Genomic DNA, 20394 nt, shown 5'->3' with positions numbered 1-20394 from the left:
AAATACCATAACTCAACCGAAATTTATCACATGGTACTTTTTCAAACCTGAATTCGAAACCAGAGAGTACCATCAAAAATTCCATTGAAAAAACCGTGCTTCCCGTTGCTAACAGCTGCCAGAAAATGCCAGACACAAAAACAAAAAAGCCCGCAGTTACGCGGGCTTAGAGGTACTTTACTGCTTTTACGTGCAGGCTGTTGCCAGACGCGAAATCATTCCCACTCAATCGTTGCTGGTGGCTTACCGGAGATATCGTAAACCACGCGGGAAATACCGTTGATTTCGTTGATAATGCGGTTAGACACGCGACCGAGGAAATCATAGGGCAGATGCGCCCAGTGCGCGGTCATAAAGTCGATGGTTTCTACCGCACGCAGGGAAACAACCCAGTCGTATTTACGGCCATCGCCCATGACGCCAACGGAGCGCACTGGCAGGAACACGGTAAATGCCTGGCTCACTTTGTTGTAAAGATCGGCTTTATGCAGTTCTTCAATAAAGATAGCATCGGCGCGGCGCAGCAGGTCGCAGTACTCTTTCTTCACTTCGCCCAGCACGCGAACGCCAAGGCCCGGGCCCGGGAACGGATGGCGGTACAGCATGTTGTATGGCAGGCCCAGCTCGAGGCCGATTTTACGAACTTCGTCTTTAAACAGTTCACGCAGCGGCTCAACCAGGCCCATCTTCATCTCTTTCGGTAAACCGCCCACGTTGTGGTGAGATTTGATGACATGTGCTTTACCGGTGGCAGAAGCCGCAGACTCGATAACGTCAGGATAGATGGTGCCTTGTGCCAGCCACTTAACGTCTTCCAGCTTCAGTGCTTCTTCGTCGAACACTTCAACGAAGACGCGGCCGATAATTTTACGCTTGGCTTCAGGATCGTTCTCACCGGCCAGCGCGTTCAGGAAACGATTTTCGCCTTCGACGTGGACAATGTTCAGGCCAAAGTGGTCTCCGAACATTTCCATAACCTGTTCGGCTTCGTTCAGACGCAGCAAGCCGTTGTCCACGAAGACACAGGTCAGGCGATCGCCGATGGCGCGGTGCAGCAGCATCGCGGTGACGGAGGAGTCCACACCGCCGGACAGACCGAGGATAACTTTGTCGTTGCCTACCTGCTCGCGAATGCGCAGGATCGCGTCTTCGATGATTTTTGCCGGCGTCCACAGCGCTTCGCAGCCGCAGATGTCCAGAACAAAACGCTCCAGCAGGCGTTGGCCCTGGCGCGTGTGGGTCACTTCCGGGTGGAACTGCACGCCATAAAAACGTTTATCTTCGTTGGCCATAATGGCGAACGGACAAGTCTCGGTGCTGGCAACAGTCACGAAGTCAGACGGGATTGCAGTGACTTTGTCGCCGTGGCTCATCCACACGTCCAGCAGCGGCTGACCGGCTGCGCTCAGGGAGTCTTCAATGCCGCGAACCAGCGCGCTGTCGATTTTAACTTCGACCTGTGCATAACCAAATTCACGCTCGGTAGAACTTTCAACATGGCCGCCCAGTTGCATTGCCATCGTCTGCATGCCATAGCACACGCCAAATACCGGCACACCGGCTTCAAAGACGTACTCAGGCGCACGCGGACTGTTATGTTCGGTGGTGCTTTCCGGACCGCCGGAGAGGATGATGCCGCTGGGATTAAATGCGCGGATCTGGGCTTCGGTCACATCCCATGCCCACAGCTCACAGTAAACGCCCAGCTCACGGACGCGGCGCGCCACCAGTTGCGTATACTGAGACCCAAAGTCGAGGATCAGGATGCGATGTTTATGTATATTTTCCGTCATGGACGCTAATTCCGAGGCAAGTAAAACAGATAAATATAAATCACCCGGCATGCACGTTATCCTTCAGGCAGGCCGGGCGAGTGAAATCAGGAACCCATACGGTAGTTTGGAGACTCTTTCGTAATGGTTACATCATGTACGTGACTTTCCTGAATGCCAGCACCACTGATGCGAACAAATTCTGCCTTAGTACGCAGGTCATCGATAGTACCGCAGCCAGTCAGCCCCATGCAGGAACGCAGTCCCCCCATCTGCTGATGGACGATCTCTTTCAAATGGCCTTTATAGGCTACGCGGCCTTCAATGCCTTCCGGCACTAATTTGTCTGCTGCATTATCCGTCTGGAAGTAACGATCGGATGAACCTTTAGACATCGCTCCCAGTGAGCCCATGCCGCGATAAGATTTGAAAGAACGCCCTTGGTAGAGTTCGATTTCACCCGGTGATTCTTCCGTTCCTGCCAGCATGGAACCGACCATCACGCAGGACGCACCTGCAGCGATCGCTTTAGCAATATCGCCAGAGAAGCGAATACCTCCGTCTGCAATAACCGGGATGCCAGTGCCTTCCAGTGCGGCTACCGCATCAGAAACCGCAGTAATTTGCGGAACACCCACACCGGTAACAATACGCGTGGTACAAATTGAACCCGGCCCAATTCCCACTTTAACGGCGCTCACGCCAGCTTCAACCAGCGCCAGTGCGCCAGCACCGGTGGCAACGTTGCCGCCCACAATTTGCAGGTCAGGGTATTTTGCACGGGTTTCACGGATACGCTGTAATACGCCTTCGGAGTGCCCATGAGAAGAGTCGATCAGCAGCACATCAACACCTGCGGCCACCAGCGCATCAACCCGCTCTTCATTACCCGCACCCGCACCAACCGCAGCCCCCACACGAAGACGCCCTTCAGCATCTTTACAGGCGTTAGGTTTACGTTCTGCTTTCTGGAAATCTTTCACGGTGATCATGCCTAACAGATGAAAACTGTCATCCACCACCAGTGCTTTTTCAACGCGTTTTTCATGCATTTTCTGCAGTACGATTTCGCGGGATTCGCCCTCTTTCACCGTGACTAAACGCTCTTTTGGCGTCATGACGGCGGAAACAGGTAGGCTCATATCGGTGACGAAACGCACGTCTCGACCGGTAATAATCCCAACAAGTTCGTTATCGCCATTGACCACCGGATAACCGGCAAAGCCATTACGTTTCGTCAGCACCTGCACATCGCTCAGCGGCGTTGTCGGTAGCACGGTTTGTGGATCGGTAACGACGCCACTTTCATGTTTCTTCACCCGGCGAACTTCTTCTGCCTGGCGCTCGATTGACATATTTTTGTGGATAAAGCCAAGTCCACCTTCCTGAGCTAGTGCAATCGCCAGTCCCGCTTCGGTCACGGTATCCATGGCAGCAGACAGCATAGGGATATTCAGCCGGATAGATTGTGTCAGCTGAGTACTGAGATCGGCCGTATTAGGCAGAACGGTAGAGTGTGCGGGAAGGAGTAAAACATCATCAAACGTGAGTGCTTCTTTAGTAATTCGTAGCATGGCAATATCTCAACCTGGGGTGAATGAGAACAGATAAAATATTGCCGCGGCATTATACAGGCCGTAATCGATTGCCTCCAGCATTATTTAATAAAAAGTCTTGATCCACCGTATCAGCCATGTAGTATCGACGAATTAACCTCCTGATTTGAAATTTGATCTTCATCACATATGCCACTACCGCCGTCCGCAAATATTTTTACCGTCAGCCGTCTCAATACCACGGTACGTAAGCTGCTGGAAAGGGAGATGGGGCAGATCTGGCTCAGCGCTGAAATATCAAATTTTTCGCAGCCCTCTTCCGGACATTGGTACTTTACGCTGAAGGATGATGGCGCGCAGGTGCGCTGTGCAATGTTCCGTAACAGCAATCGCCATGTCAGCTTCCGGCCGCAGAATGGCCAGCAAATTCTGGTTCGTGCCACGATTACACTGTATGAACCTCGCGGTGATTATCAGCTGATTGCTGAAAGTATGCAGCCTGCAGGCGATGGCCTGTTGCAGCAGCAATTTGAGCAATTGAAACAGCGGCTTAGCGCAGAAGGCTTATTCGACCCGTGTTATAAAAAAGCGTTACCCGATCCAGCAAAACAGCTCGGCGTGATCACTTCCGCTACCGGTGCTGCCCTGCACGATGTACTGCGCGTATTGCACCGTCGGGACCCCTCGCTGCCGGTTGTAATTTATCCCACGCCAGTTCAGGGCGTGGATGCACCAGACAGTATCGTACGGGCAATTGAGCGAGCAAACCTGCGCCAGGAGTGCGACGTGCTGATTCTTGGCCGGGGTGGGGGTTCGCTGGAAGACCTGTGGAGTTTTAATGATGAGCGGGTCGCCCGAGCAATTTTCGCCAGTCATATTCCTATCGTTAGCGCGGTCGGACATGAAACTGACGTCACCATCGCGGATTTTGTCGCTGACCTGCGTGCACCAACACCTTCTGCAGCCGCAGAGCTGGTGAGCCGTAATCAAACCGAACTGCTACGGCAGTTGCAATCGCAGCAACAGCGATTGGAAATGGCGATGGATTACTATCTGGCCCGGCAACAGCGCTACTACACACGTCTGCACCATCGTTTACAGCAACAACACCCACAGTTACGTCTGGCACGTCAGCAGACGTCCCTGTTCAAGCTACAGCAGCGTTTAAACGATACGGTGCAGATTCACCTTCGCCGGGCGTCACGCCAGCAGGAACGCATTGAGCAGCGCCTGAGAGCACAACACCCCCAAGGCCGTATTTATCGCGCACAACAGCAATTACAGCAGTGGCATTATCGTCTGCAGCAGGCGATGCAGACAGGGCTCAACGGCAATAAGCAACGTTTCTCAACGCTCGCGGCACAGTTGGAAGGCGTGAGCCCGCTGGCAACGCTGGCACGAGGTTTTAGCGTGACGACATCGGCAGATGGCAAGGTGGTGAAAAAAACCCGTCAGTTGCATACCGGCGATGCACTAAGAACGCGGCTGGATGATGGCTGGGTTGAAAGCCAGGTCACAGCGATTACCCCCGCCAAAAAAGGCGTAAAATAACCGCCCCTTCAGCGCCGTACACAATGTGCGGCCCTCCAATTTTATGCTCCCGTCACGCAAGTACGCCAGACAAACTATACTTTCTCGATATCCCCTAAAAAGATCAGGGAGCATGAGATGTATTACGGTGTTATCCCACCTTACATTCTGCGTAAAATTATTGATAACGGCAGCGAACAGCAAAAGGCCTGTGCGCGTCAAACGCTAACGCATGTCCAGACCCTGATGGCAGAAAACTGGCAGAAAAATGTCCCCTCCCAGGCTACCGCAGGTGGCCACGTTCAGCGAGAAATTTACGATACGCAGCAAACGCAAACCCTGCCGGGTAATCTTATCCGCAGCGAGGGCCAATCGAGTAATAATGACATTGCCGCAGACGAAGCCTGGGAGTACCTCGGTGCCACTTACGATTTTTTCTGGCAGGTATATCAGCGTAACTCACTGAATAACCAAGGCCAGACACTGATGGGCACCGTACATTATGGCAAAGAGTATCAGAACGCCTTCTGGAATGGTCAGCAAATGGTGTTTGGTGATGGCGACGGTGAAATTTTTAATCGTTTTACTATCGCAATTGACGTCGTGGCCCATGAGCTGGCACATGGAATTTCCGAGACAGAAGCCGGACTGATCTATTTTGAACAAGCAGGTGCGCTAAACGAATCTCTGTCAGACGTTTTTGGATCGCTGGTAAAGCAATTCAATCTCAAACAAACTGCCGATCGTGCTGACTGGCTGATCGGTGAAGGTTTACTGACTGATAAAATTCGAGGGCGAGGACTGCGGTCAATGTCAGAGCCGGGTACAGCTTATGACGATCCAATGCTGGGTAAAGATCCCCAGCCCGCACATATGCACGACTATATCCATACTCGCGATGATAACGGCGGTGTTCATCTGAATTCAGGCATCCCTAATCGCGCGTTTTACCTTGCTGCAAAAGCGTTGGGTGGCTACGCATGGGAACTGGCGGGACATGCCTGGTACGATACCGTCTGCGACGACAGGCTACCACAGGATGCCGATTTTACGACTTTCGCCCAATTGACGTTACAGCACGGACAAAAACGCTTTAATAAATCCGTCGCACAGGCCATTGAAGATGCCTGGATTCAAGTTGGCGTTTTATCATGAAATCACTTCCCAGACTAACCGATGATGCCGTCATCGATCTGGCGCGAGAAGGCGGTTTTGCGTATATCCCTAAGCTGTCTGGCGCGCGGCGCATTACGCTCTCTCAGCTACCAGCCCCACAAAAGGAGCGCGTTTGCGACATTCTCAGACAGGCTTTCCCCTTCGGGGAAGCCCCTGGAGCACAGAGCCAGGCAGGACACGGCGATTGTTTCTATTACCGTATTCAGATTAGCTACGCAACCACTCATCAAACGGGCGATATCGTGCTACTGATTCCGGAGAACCGGGCTTCGCCGGAACTGAAAGCGCTGTGGCAAAGAGGTGAATAGTGACACTATTCGGATATCCAGCTTATCCATGCGCTATATCCTGGCAGGGCCGCATAGCGGCCCTGTGCGAGTTAACGCTTATTTTTTTTCAAATGTGACATCAAACGCTTACGTTTACGCTGCTGATTTGGCGTCAACAAGTTACGCTTTCCGGCAAACGGGTTCTCACCCTCTTTGAACTGAATACGAATGGGTGTGCCCATCACGTTCAGTGAACGGCGGAAATAGTTCATCAAATAGCGCTTGTAGGAGTCCGGTAGATCTTTCACCTGGTTACCGTGGATCACCACAATCGGCGGATTATACCCGCCAGCATGCGCGTATTTCAGCTTCACGCGGCGGCCTCGAACCAATGGTGGCTGATGATCCTCTTCCGCCATGGTCATAATCCGGGTCAGCATTGAGGTGTTCACGCGACGTGTAGAGCAGTCGTAGGCCTCGGTTACGGACTCAAACAAATTACCTACGCCGCTACCGTGCAGGGCGGAGATAAAGTGGATACGTGCGAAGTCGATAAAACCGAGACGGAAATCAAGCATCTCTTTGACTTCATCACGGGCCTCCTGCGTCATGCCGTCCCACTTGTTGACAACAATCACGAGTGAGCGCCCGCTATTGAGAATAAAGCCGAGCAGCGATAGATCCTGATCAGAGATCCCTTCACGGGCATCAATTACCAGCATCACGACGTTAGCATCTTCGATCGCCTGCAGCGTTTTGATCACCGAAAATTTCTCAACCGTATCGGTGATTTTACCGCGCTTACGCACACCCGCAGTATCAATGAGAATATATTCGCGCTCGTCACGTTCCATCGGAATATAGATACTGTCACGCGTGGTACCGGGCATATCAAACACCACCACCCGATCCTCACCCAGGATACGGTTGGTCAGCGTGGATTTACCAACGTTGGGCCTGCCAACGATCGCCAGCTTGATGGGCAGATCAAGAGGGTTAAAATCATCCTCTTCCTCAACTTTTGCTTCCGGATCTTCGCCACGCTCTTTGGCGGCTAACGCCGCCCAGTAGGCTTCGTTTTCGTCTTCTTCGCTCACTTCCTGAGGATCAACAACCTGCATCCACGGCAGAAGCGCAGTTTCCAGCAGGCTGGTTACTCCGCGCCCGTGTGAAGCGGCAATCGGATAGATGTCACCCAGCCCTAACGAGTAAAAATCACCTACTGCAGAGTCAGCATCCAGGCCATCGGTCTTATTAGCGACAAGAAAGGTGGGTTTTTGACGCGAGCGCAAATGCCTGGCAATCGCCTGATCGGCCGGCATCAGGCCCGCGCGAGCATCCACCATAAACAACACCACGTCGGCTTCTTCAATCGCTAGCAGAGACTGTTCGGCCATACGCGTTTCAACGCCCTCTTCGTTACCATCAATACCGCCGGTATCAATAGCAATAAATTCGCGCCCTTCTACTTCGGCACGACCGTACTTGCGATCGCGTGTCAGCCCAGGAAAGTCCGCCACCAGCGCATCTCGTGTACGCGTTAAACGGTTAAATAAGGTGGATTTTCCCACATTGGGACGCCCTACCAGCGCGACCACAGGTACCATATTGAAGCCTCATGACTAAGAAATTAAACGCCTGACGTCATTATACCCGTCATACTTCAAGCTGCAGGATTATTGGCTGCGCTTTGTCACCCTGGTCACTTACTTGCGTAAGCGGGGGATGCCTGCGCTGGCTGCTGCCCGATAGTCGTGGAGGTATACGATTTATACGTTTTGTTCAGGCTGAAGGCGTTAAGGATAACACGCCCACTAAAAAACGAAACGGCCCCCGATCGTCAGGAGCCGCTATAACAGGCATACCACTACATCACACTTCGAGCTACATCGTTTTCAATTTACATCACAACATAGCCTGAATGATCTTGCGTATACCCAAACTAAAATATTAGCGCGTAAAGGCGTACACCTTACCGTTTTTTGCCTGAATAAGTAGCTTATCGCTGGCAACCACCGGTTCCGTTTGAAAACCCGAGCTGTCTACTTTTTGCTGTGCCACAAAACGACCATCGCTGGTATTGATCCAGTGTAAATAACCTTCGCTATCACCAACCACCAGGTAGCCGTTATACAGCACAGGCGAAGTCAGGTTACGATGCAGCAGATCGCTTTGACGCCAGACAGAAACCCCGCCATCAACGTTAAGCGCGATCACGCGATCGTTCTGATCGACCAAATAGATACGCCCTGCATCCACGATTAAATCACGGACCGAGCCAATTTCACGTTTCCACTGCACCTGACCGGAACGAAGATCCAACGCGGTTAAATCACCGTTATATGCCAGCGCGTATACTACGCCGTTGACCACAACCGGCGTGGTATCAACATCGCTCAGGCGATCGATTTCCGTCGCGCCACTTGGCTGGGAAATACGCTGTTGCCAAATCAACTGCCCCTGATTAAGCATCACCGCACTAACGCGGCCATTGTCTCCCCCAACAATTGCGGCACCAAATGCAGCAGTAGGTGCGGATTCACCACGCAGCGAAAGTGCTGGCATATCAAGGTTAACCGACCATTTTATCGTACCACTGCTCTGATCTAACCCCTGCAACATACCGTTGCTGGTATGAATCAGGACTAATCCGTCACTGACCACCGGACGCGACAACGCTTCGCCTGCGACTTTGGTTTGCCAGGCAATCGTACCATCAGCGCTATTTAGTGCATAAACCTGCGCACGCTCGCTGCCGATGTAGATATGTTCACCCGCCGCGGTCACGCCGCCGGAGAGCAGTGCAGGACGGTTGCTGGAGAGGAAGCCGGTTTTTTCAGACAAATCGACTTTCCACTTCTCTTTGCCGTCGGCAGCATCCAGCGCCTTAACGAGGCCAAAGCGATCGGCAGCAAACACCGTGCTGTCCTGCCATGCAGGGTGCAAGTTGGAGTAGTAATCACCGATACCATCACCGACAGAAGTGCTCCACACTTTTTCCGGCGTAAATTGATTTTCAACTTTAGGCAACGGGGCCATTTGCACTACATCTTCTTCGCCGCTGAACAGCGAACAACCGCTGAGTAACGTGACTGAAATCAGCCCGGGCAGCAGGTATTTACGTAATTCCATGCGCTCTCTCTTGAATGGCTTAACCTAAGTTATTCATTTTCATCTGCATCATTTCTTTCAATGCAGGAGAAGTATCTGAAGCGATACCTTTACTCCACGCATCACGCGCACCCTGAATATCGCCTTTACTTAACAGCGCTTCGCCACGGATATCGGCAATGATCGCCGTCCATCCGTCACCTTTAACAGCATCGAGGGTTTTAATCGCCTCATCGGCTTTTTTCTGTTGCAGCTGAATACGTGCCAGGCGCAGGTTCATAACCGCCTGCAGATTGGCATCCTGGGTATCCTTCAATCCACTCTGTAATTGAGTCGCCGCTTTATCCAGTTCGTTTTGATCCACATACTGTTTCGCCAAATCCAGCGAGGCCAGCGCGCCATATGTATTATTGTTATCGTTGGCAAATTGACTTACCGCCTCTAACGTCTGGGGCTTACTGGCATCCAGCGCGGTTGTCACCTGTTGATAGGCGGCCGAAGTCTCTTTCGCATTCCCATCCTGATGGGTGCTCCAGTAGCGCCAGCCAACCAGCGCGCCTACACCTAAAATGACACCCACTACCAGCGCTTTACCATTGCTGGCAAAAAAACGACGGAGTGCATCAACCTGATCGTTGTCGTTGCTATAGATTTCCACGCAATCCTTCTCCTTAATTTGTGATCCTGCTGCGCTGAACTTATTTTAAAAGCGATGAGATAGCCGTAGCAGCCTCACTTTGCGCCAACATTTGCTGTTCGCCCGTGCGCAGATCTTTTATTACTACCTGGCCGGCTTTCATTTCATCTTCGCCCAGCACCAGTGCAACGCGAGCGCCCCACTTATCCGCACGAGCAAATTGCTTCTTAAAGTTACCGCCGCCGTAGTTAGTCATCAATCGCAACTCAGGCAAAGCATCACGCAGCTTTTCAGCCAGAATCATGGCAGCGGACTGCACATCCTGGCCGGAAGCGATAAGATAGACATCGACAATGCGTGTCGGTTCAAATTCAGGGTTAACCGCCTGAACCAGCAAGACTAAACGCTCCAGCCCCATGGCAAAACCTACCGCAGGGGTGGCACGTCCACCCAATTGCTCCACCAGGCCATCATAACGTCCACCTGCACATACCGTACCCTGAGCACCCAAACTGTTAGTGACCCACTCGAATACCGTCCGGTTGTAATAATCCAGGCCACGTACCAGCCGCGTGTTGATGGTATAGCAAATGCCTGCGGCATCCAGTAGCGCACAAAGCCCGCTGAAATGCTCACGTGATTCATCATCCAGGTAGTCACTCAGGACCGGCGCCTCATTCAGAAGCTGCTGTATTTCTGGATTTTTGCTATCAAGTACGCGAAGTGGGTTGCTATACATCCGCCGTTTGCAATCCTCATCCAGAGCCTCTTTATGTTGCTCCAGGAAAGCCACCAGCGCATCACGATAATTCGCCCGAGCTTCCAGCGAACCAATAGAGTTAAGCTCCAGCGCAACGTGATCGGCAAGGCCCAGCGCCTTCCACCAGCGAGCGGTCAGCAAAATCAGTTCGGCGTCGATGTCCGGGCCCTGGAGACCAAACACTTCCACACCCAACTGATGAAACTGTCGATAACGCCCCTTCTGAGGACGCTCATAGCGGAACATGGGACCGATATACCACAAGCGCTGTTCCTGATTGTACAGCAGACCATGTTCGATGCCGGCACGCACACAGCCCGCCGTGCCTTCAGGACGCAGAGTCAGGCTTTCACCATTGCGGTCCTCAAAGGTGTACATCTCTTTTTCAACCACATCGGTCACTTCACCGATTGCGCGTTTGAACAACGGGGTCTGCTCTACAATCGGCAAACGAATTTCACTGTAACCATATCCTGCAAGCGTCTGTTTTAGCGTGCCTTCAATACGCTGCCAGATAGCCGTATCAGCAGGTAAATAGTCGTTCATACCTCGGATAGCTTGAATATTTTTTGCCACTCATTATCTCCCTACATTGGCTACACTGGACAGTGCGCGCAATATTTTAACCGGCGCAATCTGGTTGCCACTGTTTTGCACCAGATAAATTACCTGCACCGAAACACCATATCTGCATCTTGATATCCCAAATAATTCGGACTACAGGGAAGCGGCAAACCCGTAAGCCTTCAGGAACTTACTCAGGTAAGTATCCATGAGGACTGAGTGCAGACAACAAACCTGCAATTTGAAATACAATGGGTATAAAAAAACCTGTCCGGCATCTTACCTTATGAAGGAGGCACCGGATAGGTTCGCGGTCATCAGTAAACGAGAACGCCTACTGATACGATTACTTTTCGAGCTGCTGAACCTCAATACGGCGACTTTCATCCATCATCGAGGCTTTGGCTCGAATACGCGCCTCAAGCTGGTCGATCATATCATCATTGTCGAGACGCTCGCGCATACGAACGCCATCTTCATAGAAGCCACTTTTCTTGTTGCTGCCCGTAACGCCAAGGGTCGAAACCAGCGCCTCACCCGGTCCGTTTACCACACAGCCAATGATAGAAACGTCCATTGGCGTGATGATATCCTCAAGGCGCTGTTCCAGCGCATTCACCGTTCCGATAACATCAAACTCCTGCCGGGAACAGGTCGGGCACGCGATAAAGTTGATGCCACGCGAACGAATACGCAATGATTTCAGGATATCGAAACCAACTTTAACCTCTTCAACTGGATCGGCCGCCAGTGAAATACGCAGTGTGTCACCAATGCCCTCAGAGAGCAGGAGACCTAAACCAATCGCAGATTTCACCGAGCCGGCACGCGCACCGCCCGCTTCGGTAATACCGAGATGCAAAGGTTGATCGATCTGCTTTGCCAGTAAGCGATAGGATTCCACTGCAAGAAATACGTCAGACGCTTTCACGCTAACTTTAAACTGGTCAAAGTTAAGGCGATCAAGATGATCCACATGCCGCATCGCCGACTCTAATAGAGCCTGCGGCGTTGGTTCACCATATTTCTCCTGCAGGTCTTTTTCCAGCGATCCCGCGTTTACACCGATACGAATAGGGATATTGTTGTACCTGGCACAGTCAACAACCTGACGAATACGCTCGTTATTGCCGATGTTGCCGGGATTAATTCGCAGACAATCAACGCCATATTCCGCGACTTTTAGCGCAATGCGATAGTCGAAGTGAATATCGGCAACCAGCGGAACATCAACCTGTTGCTTGATAAGTTTGAACGCTTCAGCAGCGTCCATGGTCGGGACCGAAACACGAACAATGTCCACGCCCACACGTTCCAACGCTTTAATTTGACTGACTGTCGCGGCCACATCTGTGGTACGCGTGTTGGTCATGGACTGGACGGCGATAGGTGCGCCGTCGCCCACAGGCACCTTGCCGACGTAAATCCGTGTTGATTTCCGACGGGTGATGGGCGGCGCTTCGTTATGCATATTCTTTCTCCATAATTACTCGAGACCAGAGAAGATGCGTTATTGCGCACCTAAAGTCAGGCGAGCAACCTGGTTGCTACGAATAAAACGACTCAGATCAACAGGTTGACCCTGGTACTGAATTTGTACTGCGCTCGGTGCGCCTATCTTAACGCGGTAAGGCGCGGTACCGGCAAGGCTGAGTTTACCACCGCTACGTTGCATTCCGCTGAACAGTTTTTTCCCTGCGGAATCGGTCACTTCAAGCCAGCAATCGGCGGTGAAGTTCATGACGATAGCATTAGGATCAACGGCTGACGCACTGACTTCGGCATTGCCTGTTGGTAACTGACCATTGGACAGTTGTGCACTCGCGGCTGACGTCACACGCTCATCCGTCGGGGCCTGAGAGGGAGACACGACCGCGTTAGCAGTATTATCCGCAGATGTAGGGCTGGCTGGTGCGGCGCTATTTGCTACCGGAGTCGTGGTTCCCGGTGCTGCACCGTTAGTCGCTGCATTATTCGCGCTGCTAGCGGCCACATTTGCGTCACTTTGCCCAGGCATCTGCACGGCATTCGGGGTTTCACCCGCATCCACATTGCCGCTGTTATCTGACAGTGCGATAGATTGGCTGTTATCGCCATTTGATTCAGCATTATCATTCGCCATTGAGACCAAATCGTCCTGCGCGGCTTTATGATTTTGCCACCACCAGGCGCCCGTCAGGCCAACCACGACGAATAATACCAACCAGGTAAAGATCATTAACCAGCCGTCACGCTTTTTGCGACGCTTACCCAGTGAAAAGCTTTGCATCGGCTCCACTTTAGCAGCACGCACTGGCGCCTGCTTTGCCATCATCGGCAGCAGCTCTTCTTCAGGCACATGCACCAAACGCGCATAAGAGCGGATATAACCACGCAAGAAGGTGGACGCCAAATCAGCAGGTGATTTGTCTTCCTCAATATCGCGGACGGTCGTAAGTTTAAGGCAAAGACGTTCAGCAACGTTCTGCTGCGTAAGGCCCATTTGTTCACGAGCAACGCGCAGGCGTTCACCCGTGGAGTTTGCTGTAGATTTATCTTGAGTGGCTTCAGTATTCATTAGCTAAAAAATGCTGGTACTGTATCGATTGTGGAAAATTTCGCGCCAGCTGCATGCCGAGACGATTAACGTCATCAGTGCGCTCATCTAACGCGGCGAAACGAATCTCTAACCACAGGCTTTCTGCAGAAGCAGGCTGGCTGTGTTGATATACATCTAATAAGAGTTGCGCCTGAGCACGTTCTCCCTTTCCAAATCGCCTTCCGGCTTCGGCCAGCATAGGCATTCCTTTTTGTGGATCGGCAGTGATAGCAAGCGCGAGTGATTGACGCGCAAGTGTCACTTTCCTTGCATTCAGATAACAATAACCCGCATTGTCAAAGCTATCCGCTCTGGCGCCGGGCTGCGGCAAATTTCCCGCCAGTCTGAACTGCTGCTGTGCCGCATCATACTGCCCTAAACTGCAAAGAAACGCACCGTAATTGTTAACCACAAAACCATTTAACGGCGCGAGTTGCAAGGCTTTACGATAACCTCGCTGCGCCGCCTGCTGGTCGCCCATCGCCTGATGTAAACGGGCCATACCCAGTTGGGTACGATAATCTTCCGGCGCGGCCGCCACGGCACGTTGAAGATTACGCTGTGCAGCAACGTAATCCCCACGAGCAAGATAAGCTAACCCTAGCTGTAACCGCCCCTGCACTGAAGTGGTTCTCTCACTTTTTGTGACACAACCACTTACAAGAAACATGCAGAGCAGGCCGCAGAATAATCCCTTCCGCATAACTCACTCCCTGATGTTATGAAGCCTGGTATCTTACTCCAAACACATCAAGGCCAATACCGAATAATTCCTGAAAAACCAATAAATTTCAGGTTTCAGATCGCTTTCACAGATATTGATTCACCGGCCATTTTTTTACGCAGAGTACGCTTGGTACGATCGATAACATCGCCGGCCAACTGCCCACAAGCCGCATCAATGTCATCGCCACGCGTTTTGCGAACGATGGTAGTGAAACCATATTCCATCAATACTTTAGAGAAGCGATCGACACGACTATTTGAACTACGTCCATACGGCGCCCCGGGGAAGGGGTTCCAGGGGATCAGATTGATTTTACATGGCGTATTTTTCAATACTTCAGCCAACTGGTGCGCATCGTCAGTGCTGTCGTTTACATGGTCCAGCATGACGTATTCAACGGTAACGCGCCCCTGATTGGCGTTCGATTTGCTCAAATAGCGATGCACTGCCGCCAGGAAAGTTTCAATATTGTATTTTTTGTTGATCGGTACGATTTCATCACGCACCGCATCATTCGGCGCATGCAGGGAAATGGCAAGGGCTACGTCAATCATATCGCCCAGCTTGTCCAACGCCGGTACTACGCCCGAAGTTGACAACGTGACACGCCGTTTGGAAAGGCCAAAACCAAAATCATCCAGCATGATCTCCATGGCAGGCACCACGTTACTCAGGTTAAGTAACGGCTCCCCCATCCCCATCATCACAACGTTAGTGATAGGACGCTGGCCGGTAACACGCGATGCACCGATAATCTTCGCCGCACGCCAGACCTGACCAATAATTTCTGAAACGCGCAGGTTCCGGTTGAAACCCTGCTGTGCCGTTGAGCAAAACTTGCACTCCAGCGCACAACCAACCTGGGAGGAAACACAGAGCGTCGCCCGATCTTTTTCCGGGATATAAACCGTTTCAACCAGTTGATCGCCAACGCGGATGGCCCATTTGATGGTGCCATCCGCAGAGCGTAACTCTTCGGCAACTTCCGGTGCACGAATTTCGGTCAGCTCTTTCAGCTTACCGCGTAGCACCTTATTGATATCGGTCATTTGATCGAAATCATCACTGCAATAATGGTAAATCCATTTCATAACCTGATCGGCTCGGAAAGGCTTTTCACCAAGAGAAAGGAAGAATTCACGCATCTGCTGACGGTTCAGATCCAGCAGGTTAATTTTTGCTTTTGTTGCGGGGGCAACAGCGGGAGTTTCGGACGCTGACGTCACAATCTGTTCTGACATAAATTTCTCTGGCCTCGTTATTACACGTTATGGCACGGGGGATGAATGATAAAAAATAAGCGCCCAGGTTGAGCATGCTCATCAAGGGCGCATATTGTACAAACATCTTTGCCTGGATGCTATTACAGGCAGCGTGTTGACCTGATAAATTTGTCAACGTCGCTGACTAAACGGCAATCCGGTCACTCATTAACGCGTGCGCGGGCAAATTTCGCCTTCGCCAAAGAAGTAAGCAATCTCACGCGCGGCAGACTCTGCTGAATCTGAACCGTGAGTTGCATTTTCCGTGAAGCTGTCAGCGTAATCAGCACGCAGAGTACCTGCGAGGGCGTTCGCTGGATTCGTCGCTCCCATCAGATCGCGATGACGCTGAACGGCATTTTCGCCTTCCAGCACTGACACCACAACCGGGCCTGAGGTCATAAACTCAACCAGGCCGTCAAAAAAGGGTTTGCCCGCATGCTCAGCGTAGAAGCCTTCAGCTTGCTCTTTGGTCAGGTGCAACATTTTTGCCCCAACAATTTTAAAACCTGCGCTTTCGAAACGGTTGTAAATAGCACCAATTACGTTTTTTGCCACCGCATTTGGTTTAACGATGGAAAAGGTACGTTCTACTGTCATGTTGACCTCTGTCTTAACATCCAAATTAAGCCGGTTCGATATTGTTATACCGGCCTGAGAAACGGCGCAGATTATAGGGGGATGAAGCGCCCTTGCCTATCAGAGCTGCAACAATTTATTGAAAATTTATGATCACTATCGCGACAAATATGCTTTATGCCGCGCCAGTACACTAAATAGCTCAGATTACAAGACGGCGACGATCGATATCTCCCCGGCAACGGAGCCAGAGCAGACAACAAAGGTCGAACGGGCACCGCTTCAATTTCATTTAAAATCATTTATCTGAGCTGTTTTTGCCTTGTGACGAACCGAAAGATCGCCGACACTCATGTTATACCAAACGCTGATGAGGCCACTATGACAACCTCTTACTTTGTTTCTGCTGAATGGCTTGCTGAACACCTTCACAATGAAGATGTTCAGGTGATTGATGCCCGTATGCTGCCACCGGGACTGGAAAAAACCCGCGACATTCAGGCTGAATATCTTGCCGGTCATTTACCGGGAGCGCCGTTTTTCGATATTGAATCACTTTCCGATCATACCAGCCCCTATCCACATATGATGCCTCGTCCTGAAGCTTTTGCCGTGGCTATGCGAGAATCCGGTATCAGTAATGAAAAGCATCTGGTTGTTTACGATGAAGGAAATCTATTCTCGGCCCCACGTGCTTGGTGGATGCTGCGTGCATTTGGCGTTGAGCAAGTGTCCATTCTTGCGGGGGGGTTACAAGGCTGGCAACACGCAGAGTTGCCGCTTGAAACCGGTCAGGTACAACTGCCGGAAGCGGATTTCGACGCTCGTTACGATGATGCGCAGGTACGTCGCCTGACCGATGTGTTGTTAATTAGTCACGAAGGCACCGAACAAATTATTGATGCACGGGCGGAAAACCGTTTTAACGGTGAGGTCGATGAACCACGTCCGGGCCTGCATCGCGGCCATATACCCAACAGCCTGAACGTGCCCTGGAATGCACTGGTGATTAACGGCGAGCTGAAACCGAATAAAGAACTTGAGGCCATTTTTAAACAACATGGGGTGGATATCCAACAGCCCATTGTTGCCAGCTGTGGCTCCGGCGTGACGGCCGTCGTGATTATTCTAGCCCTGCTGACGCTTGGGGCGAATCACGTCACACTGTACGACGGGTCCTGGGGAGAATGGGGAAGCAGGAATGATCTTCCGGGCATCAAACCTTCCTGAAAGTAGAGCCCCGATGCACTGATATCAGTAAGTTCATCGGGACCTTCCGGGCCGCTCGACGTAGGACGGGCATTCCCTAAATAATGCGTTCACCCGATTTAAAGGTGCGTAAAAAACTGCCCCAGCGACGCTCATAGAACGGGGTGATGTGCGCGGTAAAGAAATGACCGATCCCCTTTTCACCCTCTACAACCTGGCAAATATCCACAGGTTCATCATCAAGCAAAGTATCGGTAGCAACACTACCGGCAGCCTGAATAATATTTTCTATATCGCTGTCGGCTTCGATGCCAATTAATAAATTAGGCGCATCATCAGCCGACTCTCTGATATGGGCAACGAAGGCTCGACGCACTTCGCGGTGCTTAGTGAAGAGTTGCGTAAGCGAATCGATCATCTGCGACGGAGGCTCGGCAATCTCTGACAGCAACAGTGAGGTTCCTCCTTCAAGCACCGTTTGCTGGCTCAATGCACTCCCCTCTTCCCCCAATAAATGGGCGATTTCGCGCGGAGTGAACTCTTTTCCTGCAGGCAGCTCGGGGTTAAGATATAGCGTCTCACCCAGCGTCATTTCAAATAGCGTACGCACCGGCATCATCACATAAGCCTGCTCATCGCTGATAGCCTGTGCCATAGCCGACTCAGAAGTGAAAAAAGGAATGATGCTGCTGCCGTCAGACTTCTTCCAGTGTTGCAAATCCACCGGCGTATCCGCATCCAGCTGCTGCGTCGTACTTTCGCCCGGCACCCAGACGCTGGACTGCATTAACAAAGCGAAAAACTCCGGACGATGTGCCGGTTCGGTTGCCGCCAGCTTTAAGACTTCTTCAAGGCGACTGTTAGTTTCTGTCATCGGTTAACCCACAATCTCATACCGGTACTTAGTCAGGGCGATAGCCTATCGCCCTGACTGACTCCTGCGCCAGGATGGCGCACCCGCTTATTTCAATAACAGGTTGGCGATGGTTCGCACACCCAACCCTGTAGCACCGGCTGACCACTGGTCTACCGCACCTTTGCGGTAGGTTGCTGAACAATCGATGTGCAACCAACCCCGACGATAATTTTTGACAAAGTGTGAAAGAAAGGCCGCCGCAGTACTGGCACCCGCGGAGTGTGCCGGGCTTGCAATATTATTCAAATCCGCAAAGTTCGACGGTAGATGACTACGATGAAATTCAGCCAGCGGCAGACGCCAGAATGCCTCATTTTCGCTGGAAGCGCTTGCCATGACCGATTGCGCTAACGCATCGTCAAACGTGAAAAGTGCATGATAGTCATTACCCAGCGCAGTTTTTGCAGCCCCCGTTAGCGTTGCCGCATCAATCAGCAACTCCGGATTCTGCTCACTGGCATCAATCAGACCATCGGCAAGGACCAATCGTCCTTCAGCATCGGTGTTCATCACCTCAACGGTTTTACCGTTGCGATAGTGAATGATATCACCCAACTTGAATGCATTACCGCTTACCATGTTATCGGCGCAGCAAAGATAAAGTTTCACGCGTTTTTTAAGTCCGCGGCTGATTGCCAGCGCCAGCGCCCCCGTTACGGTCGCTGCACCTCCCATATCGGACTTCATGGAATCCATAAAAGCACTCTGCTTCAGGCTATAGCCACCGGTATCAAAGGTAATACCTTTACCCACCAGGCAGGCATAGACCGGGGCGTTTTCGTCACCGGTTGGGTTGAAATCCAGTGCCAGCAGCGCAGGATTGCGGCTTGAACCGCGCCCGACGGTATGGAGCCCCATGTATTTCTGCTCGCGCAGATCATCACCTTTAGTAATGCGATAACTGACGCTCTCACCGCCAACATCAGCCAATAAATCGACTGCGCTTCGCGCCAGTTTTGAAGGGCTCAGATCCTCTGCTGGCAGGTTAATAATGTTACGTACCCAATCGACAATCTTTAATCGGTTATCAAATTCACTACGTTCGTTGTCACTCAGTTGCGCCCATTCAACAGTGCGCTCACCCTTCGGCCCCCGATAGCCTTGCCAGAATGCCCAGCTCTTTTCCAGGTCCCAATCACCGCCACTTAGCGTGACGCTGCGGATACCTTGAGCGTCGAGCTTACGTGCCGCGCGTTGAATGGTGGCAAGTATTTCGTCGCCGGTTACGTGGATTGTCATACCCGTATCATTGCTGCTGAGGATCGCTTTTTCACCCCAGCGTGCATCAGCCGCTGCCGTTGACAGAGTGATGTTCATTGAATGTGTTGTCATCGCATGGCTCCCTATTTATCTGTTTGTTATGCGGCGGAGGCTTGCCCCGCGCCTTTTTGTTGGCGTATTTACGGCTGCAGCATCGCTACGGCTTATGCCATGTGCGTTGAGAATACCGCTGGGCCTATACGCAATACGCCAGGTTCACGGTTCTTGCGTTACGTGGATGCAAATCTATCGATTTCGTTGGTCTCTGACTATCAAGACTTTATTCGAACTCATCCAGCCAGACTAACAAAATAGCTTCTAAAATTTTCTCATTCGATGCGTCGGGTTGATCATCAAATGCCTCAAGTTCACAAATCCATTGATGCATATCGGTAAAGCGCACGGTTTTAGGATCGGTATCCGGGCGTGCGTCATACAATGCTTCACCAATTTCACGACTGTCGGTCCATTTCAGGCCCATTATGCTA

Annotated in this window: 18 protein-coding genes; 4 read left to right on the top strand and 14 right to left on the bottom strand. The window is 51.6% G+C overall.

The window, feature by feature from the left end:
• Positions 1–215: 215 nt before the first annotated feature.
• A complete protein-coding gene (gene guaA, locus J1C60_RS05170) occupies positions 216–1793 on the bottom strand; it encodes a glutamine-hydrolyzing GMP synthase (RefSeq protein ID WP_128176005.1) in 1578 nt (525 codons plus the stop codon).
• Positions 1794–1879: 86 nt separating this feature from the next.
• Positions 1880–3346 carry an IMP dehydrogenase gene (gene guaB, locus J1C60_RS05165; RefSeq protein ID WP_128176003.1) on the bottom strand — a complete coding sequence of 489 codons (1467 nt, stop codon included), beginning with the start codon at positions 3344–3346 and terminating at the stop codon, positions 1880–1882.
• 171 nt (positions 3347–3517) lie between these two features.
• Here guaB and xseA point away from each other — a divergent pair, with 171 nt between their 5' ends.
• The 3 genes from xseA to J1C60_RS05150 all read left to right on the top strand — a co-directional run bounded on the left by xseA (position 3518) and on the right by J1C60_RS05150 (position 6342).
• Positions 3518–4879, top strand: coding sequence for an exodeoxyribonuclease VII large subunit (gene xseA, locus J1C60_RS05160; protein ID WP_128176001.1), 1362 nt, complete (start codon positions 3518–3520; stop codon positions 4877–4879).
• 117 nt (positions 4880–4996) lie between these two features.
• Complete coding sequence (locus tag J1C60_RS05155; protein ID WP_128176000.1) at positions 4997–6013, top strand: M4 family metallopeptidase; 1017 nt, start codon at positions 4997–4999, stop codon at positions 6011–6013.
• Entirely contained in the window at positions 6010–6342 is a 333-nt protein-coding gene (locus J1C60_RS05150) for a protealysin inhibitor emfourin (protein ID WP_128175998.1), read from the top strand. The genes J1C60_RS05155 and J1C60_RS05150 overlap by 4 nt, the downstream gene beginning before the upstream one ends.
• Positions 6343–6413: 71 nt before the next feature.
• Here the strand turns inward: J1C60_RS05150 and der are convergent, their stop codons facing one another.
• The 9 genes from der to ndk form a co-directional block, all read right to left on the bottom strand.
• Positions 6414–7910, bottom strand: a complete 1497-nt coding sequence (der, locus tag J1C60_RS05145; RefSeq protein WP_128175996.1) for a ribosome biogenesis GTPase Der — start codon at positions 7908–7910, stop codon at positions 6414–6416.
• A gap of 343 nt (positions 7911–8253) precedes the next feature.
• The gene (bamB, locus tag J1C60_RS05140) at positions 8254–9435 is read right to left on the bottom strand and encodes an outer membrane protein assembly factor BamB (protein WP_128175994.1); all 1182 of its coding nucleotides are present in this window, start codon (positions 9433–9435) and stop codon (positions 8254–8256) included.
• Between the two features lie 19 nt (positions 9436–9454).
• Positions 9455–10072, bottom strand: coding sequence for a YfgM family protein (locus J1C60_RS05135; protein WP_128175992.1), 618 nt, complete (start codon positions 10070–10072; stop codon positions 9455–9457).
• Between the two features lie 40 nt (positions 10073–10112).
• Positions 10113–11387 carry a histidine--tRNA ligase gene (hisS, locus tag J1C60_RS05130; protein ID WP_128175990.1) on the bottom strand — a complete coding sequence of 425 codons (1275 nt, stop codon included), beginning with the start codon at positions 11385–11387 and terminating at the stop codon, positions 10113–10115.
• A gap of 334 nt (positions 11388–11721) precedes the next feature.
• Positions 11722–12846 carry a flavodoxin-dependent (E)-4-hydroxy-3-methylbut-2-enyl-diphosphate synthase gene (gene ispG, locus J1C60_RS05125; protein ID WP_128175988.1) on the bottom strand — a complete coding sequence of 375 codons (1125 nt, stop codon included), beginning with the start codon at positions 12844–12846 and terminating at the stop codon, positions 11722–11724.
• Between the two features lie 39 nt (positions 12847–12885).
• Entirely contained in the window at positions 12886–13932 is a 1047-nt protein-coding gene (gene rodZ / locus J1C60_RS05120; protein ID WP_128175986.1) for a cytoskeleton protein RodZ, read from the bottom strand.
• On the bottom strand, positions 13922–14656 hold the full coding sequence (gene pilW, locus J1C60_RS05115; RefSeq protein WP_128175984.1) for a type IV pilus biogenesis/stability protein PilW: 735 nt from the start codon (positions 14654–14656) through the stop codon (positions 13922–13924). Before pilW ends, rodZ begins: the two co-directional genes overlap by 11 nt.
• Before the next feature lie 95 nt (positions 14657–14751).
• Positions 14752–15921 carry a dual-specificity RNA methyltransferase RlmN gene (gene rlmN / locus J1C60_RS05110; protein ID WP_128175982.1) on the bottom strand — a complete coding sequence of 390 codons (1170 nt, stop codon included), beginning with the start codon at positions 15919–15921 and terminating at the stop codon, positions 14752–14754.
• Between the two features lie 189 nt (positions 15922–16110).
• Positions 16111–16542, bottom strand: coding sequence for a nucleoside-diphosphate kinase (gene ndk / locus J1C60_RS05105; protein ID WP_128175981.1), 432 nt, complete (start codon positions 16540–16542; stop codon positions 16111–16113).
• 360 nt (positions 16543–16902) lie between these two features.
• Between ndk and sseA the strand changes: the two genes are divergently transcribed.
• Positions 16903–17751 (top strand): 3-mercaptopyruvate sulfurtransferase, encoded by an 849-nt coding sequence (gene sseA, locus J1C60_RS05100; RefSeq protein WP_128175979.1) that lies wholly within the window; start codon positions 16903–16905, stop codon positions 17749–17751.
• A gap of 76 nt (positions 17752–17827) precedes the next feature.
• On the opposite strand, the gene sseB is transcribed toward sseA, so the two are convergent.
• The 3 genes from sseB to iscX all read right to left on the bottom strand — a co-directional run bounded on the left by sseB (position 17828) and on the right by iscX (position 20387).
• Positions 17828–18604 (bottom strand): enhanced serine sensitivity protein SseB, encoded by a 777-nt coding sequence (sseB, locus tag J1C60_RS05095; protein ID WP_128175977.1) that lies wholly within the window; start codon positions 18602–18604, stop codon positions 17828–17830.
• Between the two features lie 87 nt (positions 18605–18691).
• Complete coding sequence (gene pepB / locus J1C60_RS05090) at positions 18692–19978, bottom strand: aminopeptidase PepB (protein ID WP_128175975.1); 1287 nt, start codon at positions 19976–19978, stop codon at positions 18692–18694.
• Positions 19979–20186: 208 nt separating this feature from the next.
• Positions 20187–20387 (bottom strand): Fe-S cluster assembly protein IscX, encoded by a 201-nt coding sequence (gene iscX / locus J1C60_RS05085; RefSeq protein WP_128175973.1) that lies wholly within the window; start codon positions 20385–20387, stop codon positions 20187–20189.
• Positions 20388–20394 lie beyond the last annotated feature (7 nt).

The organism is [Pantoea] beijingensis (assembly GCF_022647505.1).
Taxonomy (GTDB): Bacteria; Pseudomonadota; Gammaproteobacteria; order Enterobacterales; family Enterobacteriaceae; genus Erwinia; species Erwinia beijingensis.
Note: the sequence above shows the minus strand (reverse complement) of the source record. Positions and strands in the feature narration are given on the sequence as shown.